We start from the raw sequence: 24,747 nt of genomic DNA, 5'->3' as shown, positions 1-24,747 counted from the left end.
CTCCTATGGCCTGCCGTCCGTCGCCGCAAGGCCGTCCAGGAGGGTGCCGAGCGCGGCCGTCACCAGCGCGCACACCTCGTCCGGGTCCGCGTCGGCCAGCGGCTCCTTGCCCACCAGCACCCGCATCATCCCTATGCCGAGCAACCAGGACAGCGCCAGATCCGCCCGCAGCTCGTGGTTGTCGGCGCTGGACAGGGAGGCCAGCACCCGTGCGTAGTCGTCGCTGATGGCGCGCACGGCCGTACCGATCTCGTCACCGCTGTCCACCGAGCGCAGCAGCGTCGCCAGCGCGCGGGTGCCCGGTTCCTTCGCGCCGTGGCCCAGCAGCCCGCGCAGGGCGGTCTCCGGCAGCTCATGGGGTGGGGTGGTGCGCAGCTGCTCCTCGCCGTTGCGCGCGATCACCTCGCCGAACAGCGCTCTCTTCGAGCCGAAATAGCGGAACAGCAGCGCCTGGTTGACCCCCGCGCGATCGGCGATGTCCCGCACCGTCGCCCGTTCATAGCCCCGCTCGGCGAACAGCGCCGCCGCGGCCTCCATCAGCCGCCGACGTGTGTTCCGCGCGTCCCGCCGCTGTCCCTCGGACACGGTCGTCCCCATCTCGACACACCCCTCTCGTCAGTTTGCGGCGATGTACCCGTCGGACCGTCAGATCGACGGCGCAAAGGGGCCGTTGACCGTACCAGCCGACGGCTCCTACGTTTGTAAGCACGTGCTTACGCAAGGGAGGTCACGGTGACCACAGCGGAGACGACACCCCTCACCTATCCCTTCAACTCCTCCGACGGGCTGGCGCTCAGCGAGGCATACGAACAGGCCAGGAACCGCACGGGGTTACTCCGGGTGCGCTTGCCCTACGGCGAGCCCGCCTGGCTGGTCACGCGGTACGCCGACGCCCGGCTGGTGCTCGGCGACCGGCGGTTCAGCCGCGCGGAGGCGCTCCACCACGACGAGCCACGGCAGTCCGAGGGCCGGCGCGACAGCGGCATCCTGACCATGGACCCGCCCGACCACACCCGGCTGCGCACCCTCGTCGCCAAGGCGTTCACCGTTCACCAGGTGGAGAAACTCCGCCCCTGGGTCCGGCAGTTGACCCATGATCTGCTCGATGACCTGGAGGCGGCGGGGCCACCGGCCGATCTGGTGGACCGCTATGCCCTGCCCATTCCGGTCGGGGTCATCTGCGCCATGCTCGGCGTCCCGGAGGAGGATCGGCCGAGGTTCCGGATCTGGAGCGACGCCGCGCTGTCCACCAGCTCGCTGAGCGCCGAGGAGTCCAGCCGCAACACCGATGAGCTGCGCGCCTATATGGCCGGGCTGATCGAGGCCCATCGCAGCAGCCCCCGGGACGACATCATGACCTCGCTGATCGGGGCGAGGGACGCGGGTGACCGGCTGTCCGAGCTCGAACTCGTCGATCTGTGCGTGGCCATCCTGGTGGCCGGGCACGAGACCACGGCCACCCAGATCCCCAACTTCGTACTGACGCTGCTGGAGCACCCGCAGGAGCTGCGGCGGCTGCGCGAGAACCCCGATCTGCTGAACGGTGCCGTCGAGGAGCTGCTGCGCTTCGTCCCGCTGGGCATGGCGGCCTCCCAGGCCCGCTACGCCACCGAGGACGTCGAGGTGGGCGGCACCCTGGTGCGCACCGGGGAGCCCGTGCTGGTCGCGGTGGGCTCGGCCAACCGCGACGCGCTGCGCTTCGACGAGCCGGGCACCCTGAACGTCGCCCGCCCCGCCGCCCAGCACCTCGGCTTCGGCCACGGTGTGCACCACTGCCTGGGCGCGCCGCTGGCCCGTCTGGAGCTCCAGGAGGCGCTCGGCGCGCTGATCACCCGCTTCCCGGAGCTGCGGACGGCCGGGGATGTGGAGTGGAAGGGCCAGATGCTGGTCCGCGGGCCCCGTGTCATGCCGATCGCGTGGTGAGCGGGATGACCTGGAAGGCGGAGATCGACCCTGGCCGGTGCATGGCGTCCGGCATGTGCGTCGGAATCGCGCCCGACCTGTTCGTCCTCGACGAGGAGCATGCCCGGCCGCTGAGTGAGGAGGTCCCGGAGGAGGAACGGGTGCTGGACGCGGCGGACTCCTGTCCCGCGCTGGCGATCACCATCCGCGACGGCACCACGACCGTCGGACCGCGTCCCTGAACCCTGCCCGGAAACCGCGCGTCAGGACTTCTGGGCGACACCCGCCCAGAAGGACACCTCTTCGTCGGTCACATCGCCGGTCTCCACCTGGGAGTCGCTTTCGGCCAGGTCGGTGCGCCACCGGTGCGGCACCTCCAGGCCCGGTTCGGCCAGCTCCAGCCCGGTGAAGAAGCGTTCCACCTCGTCCCTGGTGCGGATTTGCCCCGCGATGCCCCCGCTGCGGTAGACCTGCACGGTCTTCTCGGTGGCCTCGGGGTCGAAGTCCGGGGTGATGTGGCTCAGCACCAGAAAGGAGCCGGGGGCGAGCGCGTCGACCAGCCGCTGGACGATCTCGTACGGGCCCCACTCGTCGGGCACGAAGTGCAGCAGCGAGACCAGGCTCAGCGCGACGGGCCGGGACAGGTCCAGCACCTCGGTGAGATCGGGCGAGGCGAGGATGTTCCCGGGCTCGGTGATGTCCCCGTGCACATAGGCGGTGCGGCCCTCGGGGCTGCTCTTGAGCAGGGCCTGGGCGTGGGCGAGGACGATGGGGTCGTTGTCCACGTAGACGACCCGGGCGTCCGGGGCGATTCCCTGGGCGACCTCGTGCAGATTGGGCCGGGTGGGAATGCCGGTGCCGATGTCGAGGAACTGGCGGATGCCCCGCTCGGCGGCGAGGAAGCGGATCGCGCGGTGCATCCAGGCCCGGTTGGTCCGGGCGGCGATCATGACACCCGGCCAGAGGGTGAGCACCTTGGCCGCGGCCTCACGGTCGGCGACGTAGTTGTCCTTGCCGCCCAGGAAGTAGTCGTACATCCGGGCGCTGTGCGGTCGCCCCTGGTTGAGGGGGGTGTTGGGGGGCTCCGGCCCGCTTCCGGTCTGGGATGCTACCCCTTGCGCGGTCACGTGGTTCTCCTCCGTATCCGGGCGCGATCGCTCGCGTCGTGGCCGACTGTTCCCAGGATGGTAAACCGCCTGCCGGTACGGGGAAGTTGAGGGGCCGGGTCGGGGCGGGCGCCGTTACGCGCCGGCCGCACCGCTCCAGGAGGCCCCGGTCAGGAGGCCACGTTGTCCATGCGTTCACGCAGGCTGCGCGGCCGCATATCGGTCCACACCTCGTCGACGTACGCGGAGCACTCGTCCTTGGTGCCCTCCTTGCCGACGGGGCGCCAGCCCTCGGGCACCTCGAGGTCGGCGGGCCACAGCGAGTACTGGTCCTCGTCGTTGCGCAGCACCTGGTAGCGGGCGTTGTCGTCCATGGTCGTTCTCTCCTGTCGGTGATCGGTCAGGTTGGTGATGGTCGGTGACGCCACGGATGGCGGTCAGTCGGGTTGGGTCGGCCGCCCCTCCTCATGGCGCCGGGACAGCGTGCGCAGGGTCGGGCTGGCGGTGGCCAGGACGGCCGCGGCGGCCATCCCCGCCGCGCAGAGCAGGATCGCCCGGTCGCCCGGCACGATCTGGGCGAGCGATCCGCCCAGCGCGGGACCCGCCGCACCCGCGGCACCGCAGGCCAGCACGAGTGTGCTGGTGAGCCTGCCGCGCAGCTCGTCCGGGGTGCGCAGTAGCTGATCGGTCATGATCGCGGTGTTGGCCGTCGGCGGGAACAGTGCCATCAGGGCGAACAGCACCCCGATGAGATAGCCGCTGTCCACCAGTACGGTGACCGGGGCGAACACGGCCAGGGCCCAGAACACCGCGACGATGGCGCCGTACGAGCCCAGCCGCCGGTACAGCACGGGCGCCACCAGCGCGCCGGCCACCCCGCCCACCCCGAGCATGGCCGCCATCACGCCCACCTCCCCGGAGGGCACCCCCCGGGACTCGGCGAGCACGATGACGACGAGATAGAAGGCGCTGAAGAACAGGTTGAGCACCACCGCGCACGCCACGGTGACCCGGATCCGGCGCTCCCGCCACACCCACCGCAGCCCGGCCAGCGCCTCACGGCCCAGCGGGCCCGCCCCGCCGGGGGGCCGTTCGCGCCGGGGCAGCCTGACGAAGAGCAGCGCGACGAAGGAGAGCGTATGTGTCACGGCGTCCACCAGGAAGGGGACGAACCGCCCCACGGCGAAGAGGAATCCCCCGGTCGCGGTGCCCGCCAGCTGGCCCATCGAGGCACGTGCCGTGTTCATCGCCACCGCCGTGGGCAGATGGTCGTCCGCGACCAGGGCGGGCAGCGACGCGTTCTCCGCCGGTTCGAAGAGCGCCGCGCTCGCCCCGAACACCGCCGCCACGGCCACCATGTGCCAGACGGTGGCCGCACCGGCCCACACGGCGACCACCAGGCTGATGGCGGAGACCGCCTGGGCGGCCTCGCAGCCCAGCATGATGGCCTTGCGGTCGTAGCGGTCCACCAGGACACCCGCCGGAAGTCCCACCACCATCTGCGCGGCGGCGATGGTGCCCATGACCAGACCGGAGGCGGCGGCCGAGCCGGTGAGCGCGAGGACCAGCAGCGGAAACGCGATCACCGCCGCGTGGAAGCCGAACTCCGAGAGCGCCTGACTGCCCCACAGCAGCCGGTAGTCCCGGTTGCGCGAGAGGGGAACCGGCGGGGACGCCGGCGGGGCCGCGGTCATACGGCGCCCCGGCAGTCCTCGGCGATCCGGCGCAGTGCCTCCGCGAAGTCCCCGGCCACCGCCTCCACGGTCGCCTTCTCGTGTACATCGGGGCGGTAGCGCCAGGTGAAGCCGAGCCGGCCGTCCTGCACCGCGCCCACCACCTCCAGCAGATGGGAGCCGCCCTCGCGCGGGTCGTGGTCCTGGCCGAACGACCCGTGCTCGGCGTGCACCAGACCGCCCTGGGACCGCGCCGACCGGGCGTCCCACTGGCCCAGGTAGTTGAACACGATCTGCGGCCCGGCGCCGTGCCGGGACAGCCGCTCGCACAGCGCGGGTGGGCCGAAGGCCCGTAGCGCCCCGAAGCCGAAGCCGTTGCCGGGGACGGTCCGCAGCCGCCGACGGACCGACTTGACCAGACCGCGCCAGTCGGCCGGCCCGCCCTCGGGGATGTCCGGCAGGTCGAAGGAGACCGGGTACATGGTGGTGAACCAGCCCACCGTACGGGAGAGATCGACCCCGTCCAGGATGTCCTCGCGCCCATGGCCCTCCAGCTCCACGGAGACCCGCTCCTGGCCCGTCCAGCGGGACAGCGCCAGCGCGAGGGCGGCGAGCAGCACATCGTTGATCCGGGTGCGATAGGCGGTGGGCGCCGAGCGCAGCAGCGCCTCGGTGTCCCGCTCGTCGAGCTCGACCGGCACCGTACGGATCTCGGCCCCCGGCGCGGCCACCTGATGGTCGACCGGCAGCGGCCGGGCGTCGAGCGCCCCGCACCAGTGGTCGGCCTCGTGGTCCAGGGCGCCGCCCGCGACATGTTCGGCGAGCCCCCGCGCCCAGTCGCGGAAGGCCGTGGTCCTGGAGCCGAGGTCCACCGGTTCGCCCCGTACGCCCTGCTGATAGGCGATGTCCAGATCGTCCAGCAGGATCCGCCAGGACACCCCGTCGATGACCAGATGGTGCGCGGTCAGGAAGAGGAACGGCCGCCGGCCCTCGCCGAAGCGGAACAGCGCGGCCTTCAGCAGCGGGCCCCGGCCGAGGTCGAAGTCCGCGTGGAGCGCGTCGGCCGCCTTCTCCATCGCCGCGTCCGCCTCCCGCGCCGGCCGACCGGACAGGTCGTGGCGGTCCAGGACGGCGATCCCGGCCTCCGGTTCGGGGACGTCGCTCCGCCACTCGCCGCCGTCCTCGGTGAACCGGGTGCGCAGCGCGTCATGGTGGACCAGGAGCGCGGCCAGCGCCCCCTCCAGCGCCTTCTCGTCCGGCTCCTGGTGCAGCTCCAGCAGGGTGGACTGGTTGAAGTGGCGCGGATTCACGGTGTGGGTGGCGAAGAACCAGCGCTGGATCGGGGTGAGCGGAAGCGACCCGGTCACCGGCTCCGCCCGGACCTCGTCCCGCTCGGCCGTGGCCACGGTGGCGAGCGCGGCCACCGACTGATGGGCGAACAGATCCTTGGTGGTCAGCCGGAGCCCGGCCTGGCGGGCGCGGGAGACCACCTGGATGCTGAGGATGGAATCCCCGCCGAGGTCGAAGAAGTTGTCCTCCACGCCCACCCGTTCCAGACCGAGCACATCCGCCCAGATGTCCGCGATCCGGTGCTCCATCGGGGTGCGCGGGGCGACATGGCCCGCACCGGAGGTGACGGGCGCCGGATCCGGATCGGGCAGGGCCCGGCGGTCGACCTTGCCGTGGGCGGTGAGCGGAAGGGCGTCCAGGGTGGCGAACGCGGACGGCACCATATGGGACGGAAGGATCAGCCCCAGGACGTCGCGCAGCGAGGCGGCGGTCGGCGCGGCGCCCGGCGCCGGGACGACATAGCCCACCAGGCGCTTCCCACCGGACGGCTGCTCCGGGGTCGGGGCGGTCTCCCGTACGGCGACCACTGCTTCCCGCACCTGAGGACTGCGCCGCAACGCGCTCTCCACCTCGCCGAGTTCGATCCGGAAGCCCCGCACCTTGACCTGGTCATCGGCCCGGCCCAGGAACCTCAGCTCACCGTCGCCGGTCCACCGCACCACATCGCCGGTGCGGTACATCCGGCCGCCCGCCGGGCCGAACGGATCGGCCAGGAACCGTGCGGCGGTGAGCCCTGGGCGGCCCAGATAGCCGCGCGCCAAACTCGCGCCCGCCACATACAGCTCCCCGGCCACGCCCACCGGGACCGGGCGCAGCGCCTCGTCCAGCACATAGACCCGGGTGTTCGGGATCGGCCGGCCGATCGGCGGCGCCCCCGACCCCGCCGTGAGCGGCCCGGACCAGGTGCTCACCACCGTGGCCTCCGTCGGGCCGTAGGAGTTGACCAGGCACCGGCCCGGCGCCCAGCGGTCCACCAGCTCGGCGGAGCAGGCGTCACCGCCGACGATCAGGGTCCGCAGATCCGGCAGCCCCGCCCGCCACGCCGCCTCCGGCACGGTGGCCAGCGCGGCCGGGGGGATCAGCGCATGGGTGATCCGCTGCCCGCCGAGCACCTCGGCCAGCCGCTCGCCCAGCAGCGGGCCCTCGTCACCGATCACCAGCGTCGCGCCACGGGGCAGCGAGACGCACAGCTCCAGGACGGAGGCGTCGAAGCTGGGGGAGGAGAACTGGAGCACCCGGTCCCCGGCCCGCACGTCGTAGTGCGCGGCCGCGGCCGACGAGAAGCCGGCCAGCCCCGCATGGGTGACCACTACCGCCTTGGGCACACCGGTGGATCCGGAGGTGTAGATGACATACGCGGGATGGTCCGGCGTCAGGCCACGGCCGGGCGGTGGCTCGGTGGGACCGTCCTCGGTCCAGACCGAGGCCGCGTCGTCGAGCACCACCGAGGGCGCGGCGTCCCGCAGCATGAACGCCACCCGCTCCTCGGGGTAGCCGGGGTCGACCGGCAGGAACGCACCGCCCGCCTTCGCCACGGCCAGCTGCGCCACCAGCATCTCCACCGAGCGCGGCAGCACCAGCGCCACCAGGCGCTCCGGCCCCACACCCTGGCAGATCAGCCGGTGTGCCAACCGGTTCGCGGCCGTCTCCAGCTCGGCGAAGGTGAGATCGCCCTTCCCGTACCGTACGGCCGTGGCGTCCGGGGAGACGGCCGCCTGCCGTTCGAACAGCTCGCGCAGCGTGGCCCGGTCCACCTCGCGCCGGGTGTCGTTCCACTCGACCAGGGTGCGCCGCAGCTCGGCCGGGGTGGTCAGCGGCAGCGCGCCCACCGGCCGCCGCGGATCCTCGGCGATCCCGGCAAGGAGCGTGCGCAGGGCGCCGCCCATCCGCTCCACGGTCGAGGCGTCGAACAGATCGGTGCTGTAGCCGATCAGCCCGCGCAGCACCCCTCCCTCGGCCTCGGCGAACTCGAAGGTCAGATCGAAGGCGGCGGTGTCGGTGTCCAGCTCCACGTCCGCCAGCTCCAGACCGGGCAGCTCCAGCGCCCGGCCCGGGGCGTTCTGCAGCACCACCATCGCCTGGAACAGCGGTGTCCGGCTGGTGTCCCGGACCGGCCGCACCTCGTCCACCACTCGCTCGAACGGCACCGCCTGATGGGCGAAGGCGTCCAGGACGGTGCCGCGCACCTCGGCCAGGAAGTCGCCGAATCGGGCGTGCGGATCGACTGTGGAGCGCAGCACCAGGGTGTTGACGAAGAAGCCGATCAGCCGCTCCACCTCGGGGCGCTCCCGCCCCGAGGTGACGGTGCCCACGGCGATGTCCCGCCCGCCCGACAGCCGGGCCAGCAGGATCTGGGACGCCGCCACCAGCGTCATGAACAGGGTGGTTCCCCGCGCCTGCCCGAACTCCTTGAGGCGCAGGCTCACTTCGGCGGGCACCGTGAACCCCACGGTCGCGCCGTGCTTCGTCCGCACCGCCGGCCGGGGCCGGTCGGTGGGCAGTTCCAGCGGCGGGACCCCAGCCAACTGACGTGTCCAGTAGGCCAGTTCCTCATCCGCGCGGGGAGCGGTCAGCTCGGCGCGCTGCCAGGCGGCGAAGTCCGCGTAGTGCACCGGCAGCGGGGGCAGCGCCGCGGGCTCACCGCTCAGCGCCGCCCGGTACAGCTCCCGCAGATCGCCGGTGAGCACACCGGTGGACCAGCCGTCCGTGATGATGTGATGCAGCGTCAGGCTCAGTACGTGCTCCTGGGCGCCGAGCCGGATCAGCCCGGTCCGCAGCAGCGGTCCGCGCCGCAGATCGAACGGGCGCGCCCGCTCGTACGCCAGCAGCTCCACCAGCTCCGCCTCCCGCCCGTCGGCGGGGAGGTGGGACAGATCGTACGGGTTGAGCCGGATCTCCCAGGGGTCGTGCACGATCTGCACCCCGCGGCCGTCCACCGCGTCGAAGGTGGTCCGCAGCGACTCATGCCGGGCCACCAGCGCGGTCAGCGCCGCCCCGAGCGCGTCCACATCGAGGGTTCCGCGCATCCGCAGCGCCAGCGGGGTGATGTACTCGGCGCTGTCCGGCGCGAAGGAGTCCAGGAACCACAGACGTTGCTGCGGATACGACAGCGGCAGCTCGCCGTCCCGGGCCACCGGTGTGATCGGGGCGGGCCGGTCCCCGGCGCGGCCGTCCGCGCCACCGAGCGCCTCGGCCAGAGCGGCGACGGTCGGATGGGTGAACACCAGGCGGGGCGAGGGCTCCACCCCGAGCACCTCCCGCAGCCGTGAGGTGAGCCGGATGGAGAGGATCGAGTCGCCGCCCAGCTCGAAGAAGTTGTCCCCGGCGCCGACCCGTTCCACCTCCAGGACCTCGGCCCACACCGCCGCCACGGCCTGTTCGGCTCCCTCGCGCGGTGCGCGGTAGGGCGTACGGCGGGGGTCCGGGCCCGGGGCGGGCAGTGCCGTGCGGTCCAGCTTCCCGGTCGGGCCGAGCGGCAGTGCGTCCAGCGGGACGACGGTGGACGGCACCATGTAGTCCGGGAGCCGCTCCGCCGCGTACGCCCGCAGCCGCCCACCGTCCACTGCTCCGTCGCCACCGGCCACCACATAGGCCACCAGCCGCTTCCCACCGGGGCCGCCGTCCTGGGCGACCACGGCGACATCCGCCACCTCCGGATGACCGGCCAGCACGCCCTCCACCTCGCCCGGCTCGATCCGGAAGCCACGGACCTTGACCTGGTCATCGGCGCGGCCGAGGAACTCCACCGTGCCGTCCGGCCGTCGGCGCGCCAGATCGCCGGTGCGGTACATCCGCTCCCCGGCGGGCCCGTACGGATCGGCGAGGAATGCCGCTGCGGTCGGACCGGGACGGCCGAGGTAGCCACGCGCCACCCCTTCCCCGGCGATGAAAAGCTCCCCGACCACCCCCGGCGGCACGATCCGCAGCCGCGAATCCAGGACGTGGACCCGCATGTTGTCCAGCGGCCGGCCGATCGGCACCACTTCGGGTACCTCGTCGGCGCGGGACATCGGGAAGGACGTGGCGAAGGTCGTCGTCTCGGTCGGCCCGTATCCGTCCACCACGGTCAGCCCGGGGCAGCGCTCCAGCACCCGGCGCACCGAGGCCGCGGGCACCACATCGCCACCCGTCCACACCTCGCGCAGCCCCGCGAAGCAGTCCGGCGCGTCCTGCGCCAGCAGCCGGAACAGCCCGGCGGTCAGCCAGAGTCCGGTGATCCCCTGTGCTGCCACCAGTCGGCGTACCGCAACCGCGTCCAGCTCGCCCGATGTCACCACCACCCGGCCACCGCCCAGCAGCGGCACCCACATCTCATAGGTGGCGGCGTCGAACGCCACCGGAGAGTGCAGTGGCACCCGCTCGTGCCCGCCACCGGCGAAGGCGCGGTCGAGGGCGAGCGACGCCACATCGCGATGGCGCACCCCCACGGCTTTGGGCACACCGGTCGAGCCGGAGGTGAACATCACATACGCCAACTGGTCCCGGTGCACCGGCACCACGTGTGCCATCGGCTCGGCTTCCCGCGCGGCGGCCACCTCGTCCGGCGTCAGCACGACCGCGGCGCCCGCCTGGTCCAGCAGCGTCCGCCGCCGATCGGCCGGGGCGCGGACGTCCACCGGTACATACACCCCACCGGCCCTGACCACCGCCAGCTCGGCCACGACCAGCTCCACCGACCGGTCCATGAGCAGCGCCACCCGGTCCTCCGGCCGCAGCCCGGACCGCACCAGGTGTCCCGCCAACCGGCCTGCCCAGTCGTCGAGTTGGGCGTAGCCGAGCGAGGTGGCGCCGTCGGTGACGGCGACGGCGTCCGGGGCACGGCGGACCCGCTCGGCGAACAGCTCGGCCAGCGAGCCCTCCGGCAGCGGCCGGGCGGTGGCATTCCAATCCCGTACCGCCCGCCGGCGCTCCTCCGCCGTCAGCAGCGGCAGCTCGTCCAGGGACCGTCCGGCGCCGTCCGCGATCCCGGTCAGCAGCGTCTGAAGATGGGCCGCCGCCCGCTCCACCGTGGCCGCGTCGAACAGCGCCGGATCGTAGGCGATGTCGAAGCCCAGCCGGTCGCCGAGATAGGCGCGCAGACACAGCGGGAAACTGGTGGAGTCCTCCGCCCGCACCTCCTGGACACGGATCCCGGCACCGGCCGCCGACGCCTCGTCGAAGGGGTAGTTCTCGAACACCACCATGCTGTCGAAGAGCGCCTCACCGGCCGGAAGCGCGCTGAGGGCCTGGATCCGGGGGAGAGCGACGAAGTCGAAGCGGCGGGACTCGCTCTGCTGCTCCTGAAGCTCCCGCAGCCACTCCACGACCTCACGGCCGCCCTCGGCCACGGCCCGGGTGGGGACCGTGTTGATGAACATGCCGACCATCGTCTCCACGCCCGGCAGCCCCTCCGGACGGCCCGAGACGGTGGTGCCGAACACCACATCGCGCTCACCGCCGTACCGCGACAGCAGCAGCGCCCACGCGCCCTGCACCACCGTGTTGACCGTCAGCCCGCCGCCGCGCGCCGTCTCCCGCAGCCGGGCGGACACCGCCTCGGTCAGCTCCAGCCGGGTCAGCGCGGTCGAGGTGGTGCGATGCGCCTCCCGGGGCGGCCGGTCGTACGGCAGCGGCGTGCGCGCGCCGAAGCCCGCCAGCACGCCGCGCCAGTGGCGCTCCGCCCGCTCCTGGTCCTGTCCGCGCAGCCAGCGCAGAAAGTCCCGGAAGGGCCGGCGCGCGGCCGGCCGCGGTGTGCGTCCGGCGACGAGGGCCGCGTAGGTCTCGCACACCTCGGCGAAGATCTGCCCGGTGCTCCAGCCGTCCAGCATCAGATGGTGGGAGGTCCACACCAGCATGACCTCGTCATCGGGCAGCCCGGCCACCGCGATCCGGCTCAGCGGGGCCGAGGTGAGTGCCATCCCGGCGGCGCGGTCCTCGGCCAGCAGATGGCCCAGCGCCTCCTCGCGCGCGGACGGCGTCAGCCCCCGCCAGTCCAGCCGGGCGGTGGGCAACTCGGCGTGGCGGTGGACGAGTTGGACGGGCTCGGCGAGCCCCTCCCAGCGGACGGAGCTGCGTAAGCCCGGCGTCCGGTCCACCACCCGCTGCCAGGCGTCGGCGAAGGCGTCCGGGTCGGCGATCCCGCCGATCCGGATGGCGATCTGGTCGAAGTAGGCGCCACCGGTGGCACCGCTGTCCACGAGGCCATGGAAGAGCATGCCGGCCTGGAGTGGGGTCAGCGGATAGACGTCCTCCACCGCGCCGCCGTCACCGGCGATCAGGTCCACCTGGCGTTGGTCGAGCCGGGCGAGCGGGAAGTCGGACGGCGTGCGCCCGCCCGCGCCGGGCTCCGCGCAGTGCGCGACGATCTCCTTCAGCGCGGCCAGACAGTCGTCGGCGAGCCGGCGCACGGTCGCCTCGTCGTACATCCGGGCCGGATAGCTCCAGCCCAGCTCCAGACGGCCGTCCTGGACCGCGCCGGTGACCTCCAGCAGACATGGGCGGGTCTCCCCGGGCGGGGCGTCCTGGCCGGTCACGGGGAGGGCGGCGCGGTAGAGGCCGGGGGCGGCGCCGTCGTCGTCCGCCGCCACATCCCACTGGCCGTGGTAGTTGAAGACGATCTGCGGCGACGGGCCGTCCCGCAGCTCCCCGGCCGGGGAGCCCTCGGGGGCCAGATGGCGCAGCGCTCCGTAGCCGAGCCCGTGGTGCGGGACGGCGCGCAGCCGCTCCTTGACGGACCGGAGGGTGTCGCGCCACCCCGCCTCGGCGTCGACGGCCAGCGCGAGCGGGTATTCGGAGGTGAACCAGCCGACCGTACGGGAGAGATCCAGGTCCTCGAAGAGATCCTCGCGGCCGTGTCCCTCCACGCCGATCAGCACCGTGTCCCCACCGGTCCAGCGCGCGAGCGCCCGGCCGAGCGCGGCCAGCAGCACATCGTTGATCCGCGTCCGGTAGACACCGGGGACCTGGCGCAGCAGCGCCTCGGTCTCGGCCCGGCCGAGGACGGTGGTCACCGTGGCCGCCGTCTCATGGGTGTTGGGGCCCTCACGGTCGACGGGGAGCGCGGCGGGCGCGGAGCGCGCCACGCCCGTCCAGTACTGCAGATCGCCGTCGAGCCCGCCCGAGCGCACGTGTTCCGCCAGCCGGGCGGCCCACCGGGTGAAGGCGCTGCTCGCCGGGGGCAGGGTGGCCTGGCCACCGGCGGCGGCGCGGCGGTAGGCGGTCTCCAGGTCGCCGAGCAGGACCCGCCAGGAGACGCCGTCCACCACCAGATGGTGGGCGGTGAGCAGCAGCTCGGGCGGTCGCCCGGGGCCGAAGGTGAACAGCAGCACCCGCAGCACCGCCCCCTCGGCGATGTCCAGCCCCGTCTGGGCCGCGGCCGTGGCCTCCCGTACGGCGGCGGTGCGTGCGGCATCGTCCAGACCGGACAGGTCGTGCCGCTCCAGGACACCGTCGGGGGCGGCGGGGAGGACCTCCTGCCGCCACCGCCCGTCGACGGCCAGGAAGCGGGTGCGCAGCGCCGCGTGGTGCGCCACCAGGGCGTCCACCGCCTGGCGCAGGGCGGCCTCGTCGAGGTCGCCGGTGAGCTCCAGCCGGTGGCTCATGGTGAAGTGGTGCCGTTCGCCGGGCCGCCGCCCGTCCAGATACCAGTGCTGGATCGGGGTCAGCGGCGCCGGTCCGGCCACTGCCCCGGCCGACTCCGGAAGCGGCTGCCGCCGGGCGGTCTCGACGCTCAGCCCGAGTTCCGCGACGGTCTGGTGGCGGAAGACGTCCTTGGAGGTGAGGGTCAGCCCGGCCTGGCGGGCGCGGGAGACGATCTGGATGCTGAGGATCGAATCGCCGCCCAGGGCGAAGAAGTTGTCCTCCACACCCACCTGGGGGACGCCCAGTACCTCGGCCCAGACGCCCGCCAGCACCGTCTCGGCCGGGGTCCGGGGCGCCACGTACGGCGAGCCCTGCTCCGGCCGGTCGGGGGGAGCGGGCAGCGCGCGCCGGTCGACCTTGCCGCTGTCGGTGCGGGGCATCCGGTCCAGTGTCACGAAGGCGGCCGGGACCATGTAGTCGGGCAGGGTGCGCTTGAGCCGGGCGCGCAGCTCCACCGGATCGGGGGAATCGGCGGCCTCAGCGGGCGAATCGGCAGCCTCAGCGGATGAATCGGCGGCCGGAGCGGGCGAATCGGCGGCCACCAGATAGGCCACCAGCCGCCGGTGGCCGGTGTCCTCGCGGGCCACGACCACCGCCTCCTGGATCGCCGGATGGTCCAGCAGCGCGGCCTCGATCTCTCCGGGCTCGATCCGCAACCCACGGATCTTGAGCTGCTCGTCGGCGCGGCCGAGGAACTCCAGCGCCCCGCCCGCCGTCCAGCGCGCCCGGTCGCCGGTGCGGTACATCCGGCTGCCGGGAGGGCCGGACGGATCGGCGACGAAGTGCCCCGCGGTGAGCCCGGGGCGGCGCAGATAGCCGCGGGCGACCTGGGCCCCGGCCAGATGGAGCTCACCGGGGACGCCGGGCGGTACCGGCCGCAGCGCGCCGTCCAGGACGTACGCCCGCAGATTGCGGCCGGGCCGTCCGATGAGCGGGCGCTCGCCGAGACCGGCCAGGTCGCCGTAGACCGCGTCCACGGTGCATTCGGTGGGCCCGTAGAAGTTGTACGCCGCCACGCCCGGCACCGCGCGCAGCTCCCGCCACAGCGCTGTCCCGAGGGCCTCGCCGCCCACCATGACGATCCGGGGGCGGTGGCGGCCCCGGGCGAACAGCCCGGCCGCCATCAGCTCATGGAGGTACGACGGGGTGAGGTCGACGAAGTCCACGCCACGGGCGTCGATCAGCGCCACGAGGGCGGCCGGGTCGAGCCGTACCGCGTCGTCGACCAGATGCACCTCCTGGCCCGCGGCCAGGAACACCGCGCCCTCCCAGGAGGTGTCGAAGGAGAACGCGGCGGTCAGCGCCGCGCGCAGCGGACGGCCCGCCTCGGCCTGGTGCGGTGCGATGAGCTCGGCCGCGTGGTCGAGGCAGAGGTTGACCAACTGGCGGTGTTCGACGGCGACGCCCTTGGGGCGGCCGGTGGACCCCGAGGTGTAGGTGATGTACGCGGTGTGCCCGGGGAGCAGCGGGGACAGCCGGTCGGCGTCGGTGGGATCGGTGTCCGGCAGCCCGTCCAGGGGCGCGTCCCGCAGGACATCGGGGGTGAGGACGACCTCGGGCGCGGCGTCCTCCAGCAGGAATCGCGCGCGCTCCGGGGGCAGTCCGGGGTCGACGTAGAGGTGCGTACCGCCCGCCTTGAGGACGGCGAGCAGGGCCACCATCAGGTCGGCGGTGCGCGGAAGCCTGACCGCGACCACCTTCTCCGGGCCCACGCCGAGGGCGATCAGATGGTGGGCCAGCCGGTTGGCGCGGGCGCCCAGCCCCGCGAAGTCGTAGGTGGCGTCGGCGGCCACCAGTGCGGTCGCGCCCGGGGTGCGGGCGGCCTGTTCCTCGAAGAGACGGGGGAAGGTGGTGTCCGCCACCGCGAGCGCGGTGTCGTTCCACTCTTCCAGTACCGTCCGTCGCTCCTCGGTGGTCAGCAGCGGCAGTTCGCCCACCCGCAGTCCGGGGTCCTCGGCCACCGCCTCCAGCAGCAGCCGCAACTGGCGGGCCATCCGCTCCACGGTGGCCGCGTCGAACAGATCGGTGTTGTACTCCACGAAACCGGTCAGGGCGCCGAGGTGCTCCACGAAGTCGAAGCCCAGATCGAAACCGGCGGTCCGGCCCGGGACCCGGACGGCCTCCACGGTGAGACCCGGCAGGTCCGGCACCTCCGCGCCCAGATTGTGCAGCGCCACCATGACCTGGAAGAGCGGGGTGCGGCTGGTGTCCCGCTCCGGCTGGAGCGCGTCCACGATCCGCTCGAACGGCACGTCCTGGTGGGCGAAGGCGTCCAGCACGGTGCCCCGCACGCGGGTGAGCAGCTCCTCGAAGGGCTGGTCGGTGTCCACCCGGGTGCGCAGCACCAGCGTGTTCACGAACATCCCCACCAGCTGCTCCAGTTCGGGGCGCTCCCGTCCCGAGCTCACGGTGCCCACCGCGATGTCCTCCTGCCCCGACCAGCGGGCGAGAAGCACCTGACAGGTGGCGAGGAGCGTCATGAAAAGGGTGGCATCGCCGCGCCGCCCGGCCGCGCGCAGCCGCTCCACCAGCCCGGCGGGCAGGGTGAACTCCAGCAGCGCCCCGTTCTTGGTCTGCACGGCCGGCCGCGGACGGTCGGTCGGCAGCTCCAGCGGCGCCAGATCGGCCAGCCGCGCCCGCCAGTACTCCAACTGCGGCTCCACCGCCGCCGCGCCGCCGAGCGGATCGCGCTGCCACGCCGCGTAGTCGGCGTAACCCAGCGGCAGCGGGGCGAGCGCGGGCGGCCGTGCCATGACCGCCGCGCCGTACAGCTCGCTCAGATCGGCGCCGATGACGGCGGTGGACCAGCCGTCCGTGACGATGTGGTGCATCGTCAGGGTGAGCACGTGCTCCTCGTCGTCCAGCCGGATCAGGGACGCCCGCAGCAGCGGCCCGGTGCGCAGCTCGAAGGGGGTGGCGCCCTCCCGCTCCAGCAGCCGCTCCAGCTCCCGCTCGCGGTCGGCCGCGGGACCGGCCGTGAGGTCGTGCGAGGGCAGCGCCACCGGGTACGGGTCGTGCACCCGCTGCACCCCGCGGCCGTCCACCTCGGCGAAGGTGGTGCGCAGCGGCTCGTGCCGGGCCACCAGACCGTCCAGGGCGGTGCGCAGGGCGGCGGTGTCCAGACGGCCGCGCAGCCGCAGCGCGAACGGCGTCACATACTCCGTACCGCCGCCGTCGAAGGAGTCCAGGAACCACAGGCGCGCCTGCGCGAAGGACAGCGGCAGCTCCCCGTCCCGTGGCACGGCCGGGATGGTGTCCGCGCTCCCGCCCTCCTTGGGCGCGGTCAGCGCGGCGGCGAGCTCGGCCACGGTGGTGTGGGTGAACAGCGCGCGCGGGGTGACGTCCGCGCCGAAGGCCGTCCGCAGCCGGGAAGCCACCCGGATGGCCAGGATCGAATCGCCGCCCAGGGCGAAGAAGTCGTCCGTCGCCCCGGCCTCCTCGACCGGGAGGACCTCGGCCCACACCCGCGCCACCGTACGCTCGGCCTCGGTGCGCGGGGCGATCCGCTCGGCGCTCGCCGCGAAGCCGTCCGGGCCGGGCGCGGGCAGCGCGCCCCGGTCCAGCTTGCCGTTGGCGGTCAGCGGCAGCGCGTCCAGCGACAGGAACGCCGCCGGAATCATCTGTGCGGGCAGCGACCGCTGGAGGAACTCGCGCAGCTCGGCGGCGTCCGGTGGCGCGGCCGCACCGGCGGCCACCACATAGGCCACCAGCCGCCGTATCCCGGGCTGGTCCTCCCGCACGGTCACCACCGCGTCGCCGACCTCCGGATGGGCCACCAGGGCGGCCTCGATCTCCCCGGGCTCGATCCGGAAGCCGCGGATCTTCACCTGGTCGTCGGCGCGGCCCAGATACTCCAGCTCCCCGTCCGCGCTCCACCGGGCCCGGTCGCCGGTGCGGTACATCCGGCTCCCGGCGGGCCCGTACGGATCGGCCACGAAACGGGACGCGGTCAGCCCCGGACGGCGCAGATAGCCCCGGGCGAGCCCGGCCCCCGCCACAAACAGCTCGCCGACCGCCCCCGGCGGCACCGGCCGAAGACCCTCGTCCAGCACATACACCCGCAGATCGGGGATGCCGGTGCCGATCGCGCTTCCGGTGGCCGCCGCGACGGACGCGGTGGCGCGGTCGAGCGGGGCGTAGGTGACATGCACGGTGGTCTCGGTGATCCCGTACATGTTGACCAGCACCGGCGCGGTGTCCGGATGCCGCGCGTACCAGCCCGCCAGCCGCCGCGCGTCGAGCGCCTCACCGCCGAACACCACCCGGCGCAGGGCGAGCCGGGCCCCGGGGTTCTCCTCATCCGCGCGCATCAGCCCCTGGAAGGCGGACGGTGTCTGGCTGAGCACCGTCACCCGCTCGTCCGCCAGCAGCCGCAGGAACTCCTCCGGGGAGCGGGAGACGGCGTAGGGGACGACCACGAGCCGGCCGCCGTGCAGCAGCGGCCCCCAGATCTCCCAGACGGAGAAGTCGAAGGCGTAACTGTGGAACAGCGTCCACACATCGCTCGCGTCGAACGAGAACCACGCATGGGTCCGGGAGAACAGCCGGACCACATTGGCGTGCGGGATCACCACTCCCTTGGGCACACCCGTGGACCCGGAGGTGTAGATGGCGTAGGCGGGGCTGTCCGGCAGCGGCCCCGAACCGGCCGGGACGGCGGCGGGCCGGCGCTCCAGATCGGCGATCAGGGCGGGGTCGTCCAGGCACAGCCGGGCCACGGCGGTGTCCTCATCGAGCAGTGCCTGGTGGGCGACGGTGGTCAGCAGGACGACCGGTTCGGCGTCGGCGAGCATCCGGGCGATCCGGCCGGACGGCTGGTCCGGGTCGAGCGGCAGATAGGCCGCCCCCGTCTTCAGCACCGCGACGATCGCCACGATCATGTCCGGCGAACGGGGCAGCGCCAGCGCCACATACCGCTCCCGTCCGGCGCCCTCGGCGATGAGCCGATGCGCCAACCGGCCCGCCCGCGCGTCGAGTTCGGCGTACGACAGCGATGTCCCGGCGCAGGAGACGGCGATGGCCCCGGGGGTCCGGGCGGCCTGCTCCTCGAACAGCTCCACCAGGGTCCGCTCCGGCGTCGCCGGGGCCGCGTCGCCGCCCCACTCCACCAGGATCCGCCGGCGCTCCTCGCCGGTGGTCCACGGCAGCGACCGCAGCGGACGATCGGTGTCGGCCGCGATCGCCGTGAGCAGCAGGCACAGCCGGTCGGCGAGCGCGGCCGCGGTCCGGGCGTCGAACAGCCCCGGGTCATAGCCGAGATCGAAGCCCAGCCGGTCGGAGAGATGGGCCCGCAGACTCAGACCGAAGTTGGTCGCGTCGACGGACCGCACCTCGACGATCCGCAGGCCCGCCTCGCGCGCCGAGGAGTCGTCGAAGGGATAGTTCTCGAACGCCACCATGGAGTCGAAGAGCGGGGTCCCGGCCGGTAGCTCGCTCCAGCCCGACACCTGCGCCAGCGAGACGGATTCGTGGCGCCGGGACGCGGACTGCGCCACCTGGAGCTCGCGCAGCCAGTCACCGGTGTTCCGGGCGGCGTCCACCCGGACCCGGGTCGGCAGGGTGTTGATGAACATCCCCACCATCGACTCGACCCCGGCCAGCTCCGCCGGACGGCCCGAGACGGTGGTGCCGAAGACCACGTCCTCCACACCGGCGTACCGGGACAGCAGCAGCGCCCAGGCCCCCTGCACGATGGTATTGACGGTCAGGCCGCCACCGCGGGCCGTACGGCGCAGCTCCTCCGACACCTCGGGGGTGAGCGACACCGCCACGGTCGCCGAGGACCGGGCCCGGTGGGACTCCACGGCCACGCGGTCGCGGGGGAGCGGGGTCGGCGCGGTGAAGCCCGCGAGCAGCTCCCGCCAGTGGCGCTCGGCCTCCTGCCCGTCCTGCCCGGCCAGCCACTGCAGATAGTCGCGGAACGGCCGGCGGGCGGGGAGCGCCGGGGCGCCGCCCCGGGCAGCCGCGGTGTACCGCTCGCACACCTCGGTGAACACCTGCGCCAGGCTCCAGCCGTCCAGGACCAGATGGTGCGAGGTCCAGATCAGCGCCACCCGGGCGTCGGTCAGCCGGGCGATGGCCAGCCGCATCAGCGTTGGCGCGGTCAGGTCGATGCCCAGGGCCAGGTCCTCGGCGCGAAAGCGCTCCAGCTCGGCCTCGCGCCGCTCCTCCGGCAGCCCGCGCCAGTCCAGATGGGTCACGGGCACCTCGGCCCGGTGGCGGACGATCTGCAGCGGCCGCTCCACACCCTCCCAGACGACGCCACTGCGGAGCACCGGGGTGCGGTCCACCGTCTCCTGCCAGGCCCGGGCGAACGCCTCCGGGTCGCGCACCCCGTCCAGGGTCAGCACGGCCTGGTCGAGGTAGACGTCCTCCGCGCCGCCGACCAGCCGGTGGAAGAGCATGCCCTCCTGAAGCGGCGTCAGCGGACAGACGTCCTCGATCTCCCGTCCGTCGCCCACCAGCCGGTCGAGGGCGGCCTGGTCCAGCCGGGCCAGGGGGAAGTCGGAGGGCGTCCGGCCGCCCGCGCCCGGTCCGTCGCAGTGCGCCACGATCTCCCGCAGCGCCGTGAGCATGCCGTCCGCGAGCCATCGCACCGTGGCCACGTCATGGACCCGGTCGGAGAACAGCCAGGTCAGCTCCAGCTCACCGTCCGCCACCACGGCGGACACATCGAGCGGATACACCGAGGGCTCGTCGGCGGCCAGATCCCGCCCCAGGCTCTCCCCGGTGAGGGTGAACGCGCCACCGTCGCCGCCCGAGCCCCACTGGCCGTGGTAGTTGAAGCAGATGCCCGGCAGCGGCGCGTCGGCGAGCGCCCGCGCGGGGGAGTCCGGGGCGCTCAGATACGCCAGCGCCTCATAGCTCAGCCCCCGGTGCGGCAGGGCGCGCAGTTGCTCCTTCACCGACCTCAGCACCGCGCCCCAGCCGTCCCCGGGCAGCATCAGCGCCACCGGGTACTGCGTGGTGAACCAGCCCACGGTCCGGGACAGCTCGACGGCCGCGTCCAGCTCCTCCCGGCCATGGCCCTCCATGGCCACCAGCACCCGGTCCTCGCCGGTCCAGCCGGCGAGCACCCGCCCCAGCGCGCTGAGGAGCACATCGTTGATCTGCGTCCGGTACACCCCGGGCACCCGGCGCAGCAGCCCGTCGGTGACCTCGCGCTCGAGCGTCACACGCACGGTGTGGGTGGACCCGGCCGTGGCCGTGCCCGGGCGGTCCACCGGAAGGTCCGCGCCGCCCGCTTCCCGTACGCCCTCCCAGTACGCCAGATCGCCGTCCAGCAGCCCCTCCCGCACCTGCTCGCCCAGCCGGTGGGCCCAGGTGGTGAAGGCGGTGGAGGCGGGCTCCAGGCGCACCGGCTCCCCGGCGGTGGCCTGCCGGTAGGCGCTCTCCAGATCGCCCAGCAGAATGCGCCACGAGACGCTGTCCACGGCCAGATGGTGTGCGGTGAGGAACAGCCGCGGCCGGGCCCCCGCCCCGCGCCGGAGCAGGGCGCCCCGCAGCAACGCCCCCTTCGTCAGGTCGAGTTCGGCGCGGGCGGCCTCCGCGGCCGCCTCGGCAGCGCCGGTCTCCTCGGCGCCGTCGAGCCCGGACAGATCGTGGTGGCGCAGCAGCGGCCCGCCCGCCACGTCGTCCGCGAGCTGGCGCCACCCGCCGTCGTCGCCCTGGACGAACCGGGTGCGCAGGGCAGGGTGGTGCGCGACCACGGCGTCCAGCGCGGCCTCCAGCGCGCCCTCGTCCAGGTCGTGCGGCAGATCGAGCACCATCGACATGGTGAAGTGGCGCAGCGGGCCATGGGTGGCGAAGAACCAGTGCTGGATCGGCGTGAGCGGCGCCGGACCCGCCACGTCCACCGCCTCGTCGGCGGGGGCGCCGGGCGCGCTGCGCGGCGTCACGGCTGCGGCCAGCTCGGCGATGGTCTGGTGCAGGAAGACGTCCCGCGAGGTGAGCGCGAATCCGGCCTGGCGGGCGCGGGCGACGATCTGGATGCTGAGGATCGAATCGCCGCCCAGCTCGAAGAAGTTGTCGCTCACTCCCACTGTTTGGGCGCCGAGCACCTCGGCCCAGATCCGTGCGAGCTCCCGCTCCGTTTCCGTGCGCGGGGCCTCGGTGGCCCGCTCCGGCCGGTCCGTGTCGAGCCGCGGGGCGGGCAGTGCCCGGCGGTCCAGCTTGCCGCTGGCGTTGAGCGGCATGGCGTCGAGGGCGACGAAGGCACCCGGGACCATATGGCCGGGCAGGGTGTGCCCGAGGGCCGCGCGCAGTTCGGCGGAGGCGGGCGGCTCACCGCCCGGGGCGGGCACGTAGTAGGCGGCCAGCCGCGTGTGACCGCGGTCGTCGGTCACCGCGACCACGGCCGCCTCGGTGACGGCCGGGAGATCGAGCAACGCCGCCTCGATCTCACCCGGTTCGATCCGGTGGCCCCGGATCTTCACCTGGTCATCCGCGCGGCCGAGGCAGTCCAGCTCCCCCTCGGCGGTCCAGCGGGCCAGGTCACCGGTGCGGTACATCCGGCTCCCGGCGGGCCCGTACGGATCGGCCACGAAACGGGACGCGGTCAGCCCCGGACGGCCCCGGTACCCCCGGGCAACCTGCTCACCGGCCAGATACAGCTCACCGGCCACCCCCACCGGCACCGGCTGGAGCCGGGAGTCGAGCACATGGGCGCGCAGATTGCCCAGCGGCCGGCCCACCACCGGACGCCCGGCGCCGCCGATCCGGGCGGCGAGCGCGTCGATGGTGCACTCGGTCGGACCGTAGAAGTTGTACGCCGTCGTGCCCGGGGCGTCCGCGAGCCGCCGCCACAGCGATGGGCCGAGCGCTTCGCCGCCCAGCATCAGCACCCGCGGGCGGTGCCGGGGGTGGTCCAGCAGTCCGGCCGGGAGAAGCTGCCGCAGGTAGGAGGGGGTGAGGTCGAGGAAGTCGATGCGGTGCTCGGCGATGCGCTCCACCAGCGCGGCCGGATCGAGCCGGGTGGCCTCGTCGATGAGGTGCAGCTCATGGCCGTCCGCCAGCAGGAGCAGTCCTTCCAGCGAGGTGTCGAAGGAGAACGAGGCGGTCAGCGCCGCGCGCAGCGGACCGCCGCCCGCCTCGGCCACAAAGCCCTTCCGGTGGCCGACCAGCAGATTGACCATCGACCGGTGCTCCACGGCCACCCCCTTGGGGCGGCCGGTGGATCCGGAGGTGTAGAGGACGTAGGCGGCGCTGTCGGGGTGCAGTGCGGCGGTCCGGTCCGCGTCCGTGGGATCGGCCGTCGGCAGCGTGGCGGGGACGGCGAGCAGGGCGGCCTCGTCGAGCATCAGCACCGGTTCGGCGTCGGCCAGGAGGAACGCGATGCGCTCGGCGGGGAGTTCCGGATCGAGGGGCAGATAGACCCCGCCCGCCTTGAGCACCCCCAGGATCGCCACGACCATGTCGGCGGTCCGGGGCAGCTTCACCCCGACGACGCGCTCCGGCCCGACGCCCTGGGCGATCAGATGGTGCGCCAGCCGGTTGGCGGCCGCGTTCAGCCCCGCGAAGTCGTAGGTGGCGTCGGAGGCCACCAGCGCCGTCGCCTCCGGGGTACGGGCCGCCTGCGCCTCGAACATCGCCGGGAACGTGGCCGGTTCGACCGCGAGCGCGGGGCCGCGCCCGGCGGCCGTCATCCGCCGCCGCTCGCCGTCCGTGAGCAGGGGCAGCTCCCGCACCGGCCGGTCCGGATCCGCGGCCACCCCGTCGAGCAGCACCAGCAGATGGCCTGCCATCCGCTCGGCGGTCGCCGCGTCGAACAGCTCGGTGCTGTACTCCAGCAGCCCCCGCAGCTCCGCCCCATCCGACCCGTCTTCGACGAATTCGACGCTGAGGTCGAAGGTGGCCGACCGCCGGGGCACATCCACGCTCGCGACGGCCGGCCCGGACAGCCGGGGCGCGCTCCGCGGGGCGCTGTGCAGCAGCACCATCACATCGAACAGCGGATTGCGGCCCGCCTCCCGGCGCGCCCCCACGGCCTCCACCAGCCGTTGGTACGGCGTCTCGTCATGGGCGAAGGCGTCCAGCACCGTGGCCCCGGCGTCGGCCAGCAGCTCACGGTAGGAACGGGCCGTGTCCACCGCGGAGCGCAGCACCACCGTGTTGACGAAGAAACCGACGGCGCGCTCCAGCTCGGTGCGGCCACGCCCCGAGGTGACGGTGCCGATGGCGATGTCGTCCTGCCCCGACCAGCGGGCGAACAGCCCCTGGCAGGCGGCGACCAGCGCCGTGAACAGCGTGGTCCGCTCCCGCGCGGCAAGCGCGCGCAGCCGGTCCGTGGTGGCGCGGTCCACGGTGAACTCATGGACCGCCCCCGCAGAGGTGGGCGCCGCGGGCCGGGGCCGGTCGGTGGGCAGCTCCAGCGGGACGACGCCGTCCAGCCGCCCCTTCCAGTAGTCGAGCTGCCGGTCCAGCGCGGCCCCCGAGAGCCGCTCCCGCTGCCACACGGCGAAGTCGGGATACTGCACCGGCACCGGGGGCAGCGGGTCCGCGCCGGGCTCCACGCCGTACAGCGCGCACAGCTCGTCCTGGAGCACCCCCATCGACCAGCCGTCGGTGACGATGTGATGGGCCGTGAGCAGCAGGACGTGCTCGTCCTCGGCCAGGCGGATCAGCAGCGCCCGCAGCGGCGGGCCGGTCCGCAGATCGAACGGCCGGGCGTACTCGGCCAGCAGCAGCCGGTCCAGCGCCCCCGGCCCCCGGTCCGCTCCGGTGAGGTCGGCCACCGGCAGGGGGACGGGCGCGGCCGGGCGCACCACCTGAGCGGGCCGGCCGTCGATGTCGTCGAACGTGGTCCGCAGCGCCTCATGCCGCTCCACCAGGGCATCCAGCGCCCCGGAGAGCGCCGCCACGTCGAGCGCGCCGGTCAGCCGCAGCGCCAGCGCGCTGTTGTACCCCGCCTCGTCCGGCTGGAGGGTGTGCAGAAACCACAGCCGTTCCTGGGCGAAGGACAGCGGCAGCGGCCGCGCGCGGTCCGCGCGGGGGATGGCGTCGGCGCGCCCGGCCTTGCCCGCGAGGCGGCGGCGGAGCGCCTCCCGCAACTCCTCGGGCAGCGCGGAAGCGCGATCGTTCCTCGAAGACGTCATGTC

Annotated in this window: 7 protein-coding genes; 2 read left to right on the top strand and 5 right to left on the bottom strand. The window is 73.7% G+C overall.

What is annotated here, in order from left to right; all coding sequences use genetic code 11:
• Positions 1-3 precede the first annotated feature (3 nt).
• The gene (locus tag J5X86_RS13375) at positions 4-597 is read right to left on the bottom strand and encodes a TetR/AcrR family transcriptional regulator (RefSeq protein WP_119984643.1); all 594 of its coding nucleotides are present in this window, start codon (positions 595-597) and stop codon (positions 4-6) included.
• A gap of 135 nt (positions 598-732) precedes the next feature.
• Here J5X86_RS13375 and J5X86_RS13370 point away from each other — a divergent pair, with 135 nt between their 5' ends.
• Together J5X86_RS13370 and J5X86_RS13365 are read left to right on the top strand one after the other, a co-directional pair.
• Entirely contained in the window at positions 733-1,923 is a 1,191-nt protein-coding gene (locus J5X86_RS13370) for a cytochrome P450 (RefSeq protein WP_208516958.1), read from the top strand.
• Between the two features lie 5 nt (positions 1,924-1,928).
• Positions 1,929-2,144 (top strand): ferredoxin, encoded by a 216-nt coding sequence (locus tag J5X86_RS13365; RefSeq protein ID WP_208516957.1) that lies wholly within the window; start codon positions 1,929-1,931, stop codon positions 2,142-2,144.
• Positions 2,145-2,165: 21 nt separating this feature from the next.
• Here the strand turns inward: J5X86_RS13365 and J5X86_RS13360 are convergent, their stop codons facing one another.
• From J5X86_RS13360 to J5X86_RS13345, 4 genes are all read right to left on the bottom strand, one after another.
• Complete coding sequence (locus tag J5X86_RS13360) at positions 2,166-3,029, bottom strand: SAM-dependent methyltransferase (RefSeq protein ID WP_208516956.1); 864 nt, start codon at positions 3,027-3,029, stop codon at positions 2,166-2,168.
• 149 nt (positions 3,030-3,178) lie between these two features.
• Positions 3,179-3,382, bottom strand: coding sequence for an MbtH family NRPS accessory protein (locus tag J5X86_RS13355; RefSeq protein WP_046086618.1), 204 nt, complete (start codon positions 3,380-3,382; stop codon positions 3,179-3,181).
• Positions 3,383-3,445: 63 nt separating this feature from the next.
• A complete protein-coding gene (locus J5X86_RS13350; protein WP_208516955.1) occupies positions 3,446-4,702 on the bottom strand; it encodes an MFS transporter in 1,257 nt (418 codons plus the stop codon).
• Positions 4,699-24,744 carry a non-ribosomal peptide synthase/polyketide synthase gene (locus J5X86_RS13345; RefSeq protein ID WP_208516954.1) on the bottom strand — a complete coding sequence of 6,682 codons (20,046 nt, stop codon included), beginning with the start codon at positions 24,742-24,744 and terminating at the stop codon, positions 4,699-4,701. The genes J5X86_RS13350 and J5X86_RS13345 overlap by 4 nt, the downstream gene beginning before the upstream one ends.
• Positions 24,745-24,747: the final 3 nt, after the last annotated feature.

This window comes from Streptomyces sp. NEAU-YJ-81 (genome assembly GCF_017592595.1).
Taxonomy (GTDB): Bacteria; Actinomycetota; Actinomycetes; order Streptomycetales; family Streptomycetaceae; genus Streptomyces; species Streptomyces hygroscopicus_B.
The sequence above is the reverse complement of the archived record's forward strand: the minus strand, read 5'-3'. Positions and strand labels throughout refer to the sequence as shown.

Bases quoted from the DNA above. Each gene is read 5' to 3' on its own strand.
- J5X86_RS13345 (WP_208516954.1), bottom strand. From the start codon at position 24,744: ATGACGTCTTCGAGGAACGATCGCGCTTCCGCGCTGCCCGAGGAGTTG.
- J5X86_RS13365 (WP_208516957.1), top strand. From the start codon at position 1,929: ATGACCTGGAAGGCGGAGATCGACCCTGGCCGGTGCATGGCGTCCGGC.
- J5X86_RS13355 (WP_046086618.1), bottom strand. From the start codon at position 3,382: ATGGACGACAACGCCCGCTACCAGGTGCTGCGCAACGACGAGGACCAG.
- J5X86_RS13350 (WP_208516955.1), bottom strand. From the start codon at position 4,702: ATGACCGCGGCCCCGCCGGCGTCCCCGCCGGTTCCCCTCTCGCGCAAC.
- J5X86_RS13375 (WP_119984643.1), bottom strand. From the start codon at position 597: ATGGGGACGACCGTGTCCGAGGGACAGCGGCGGGACGCGCGGAACACA.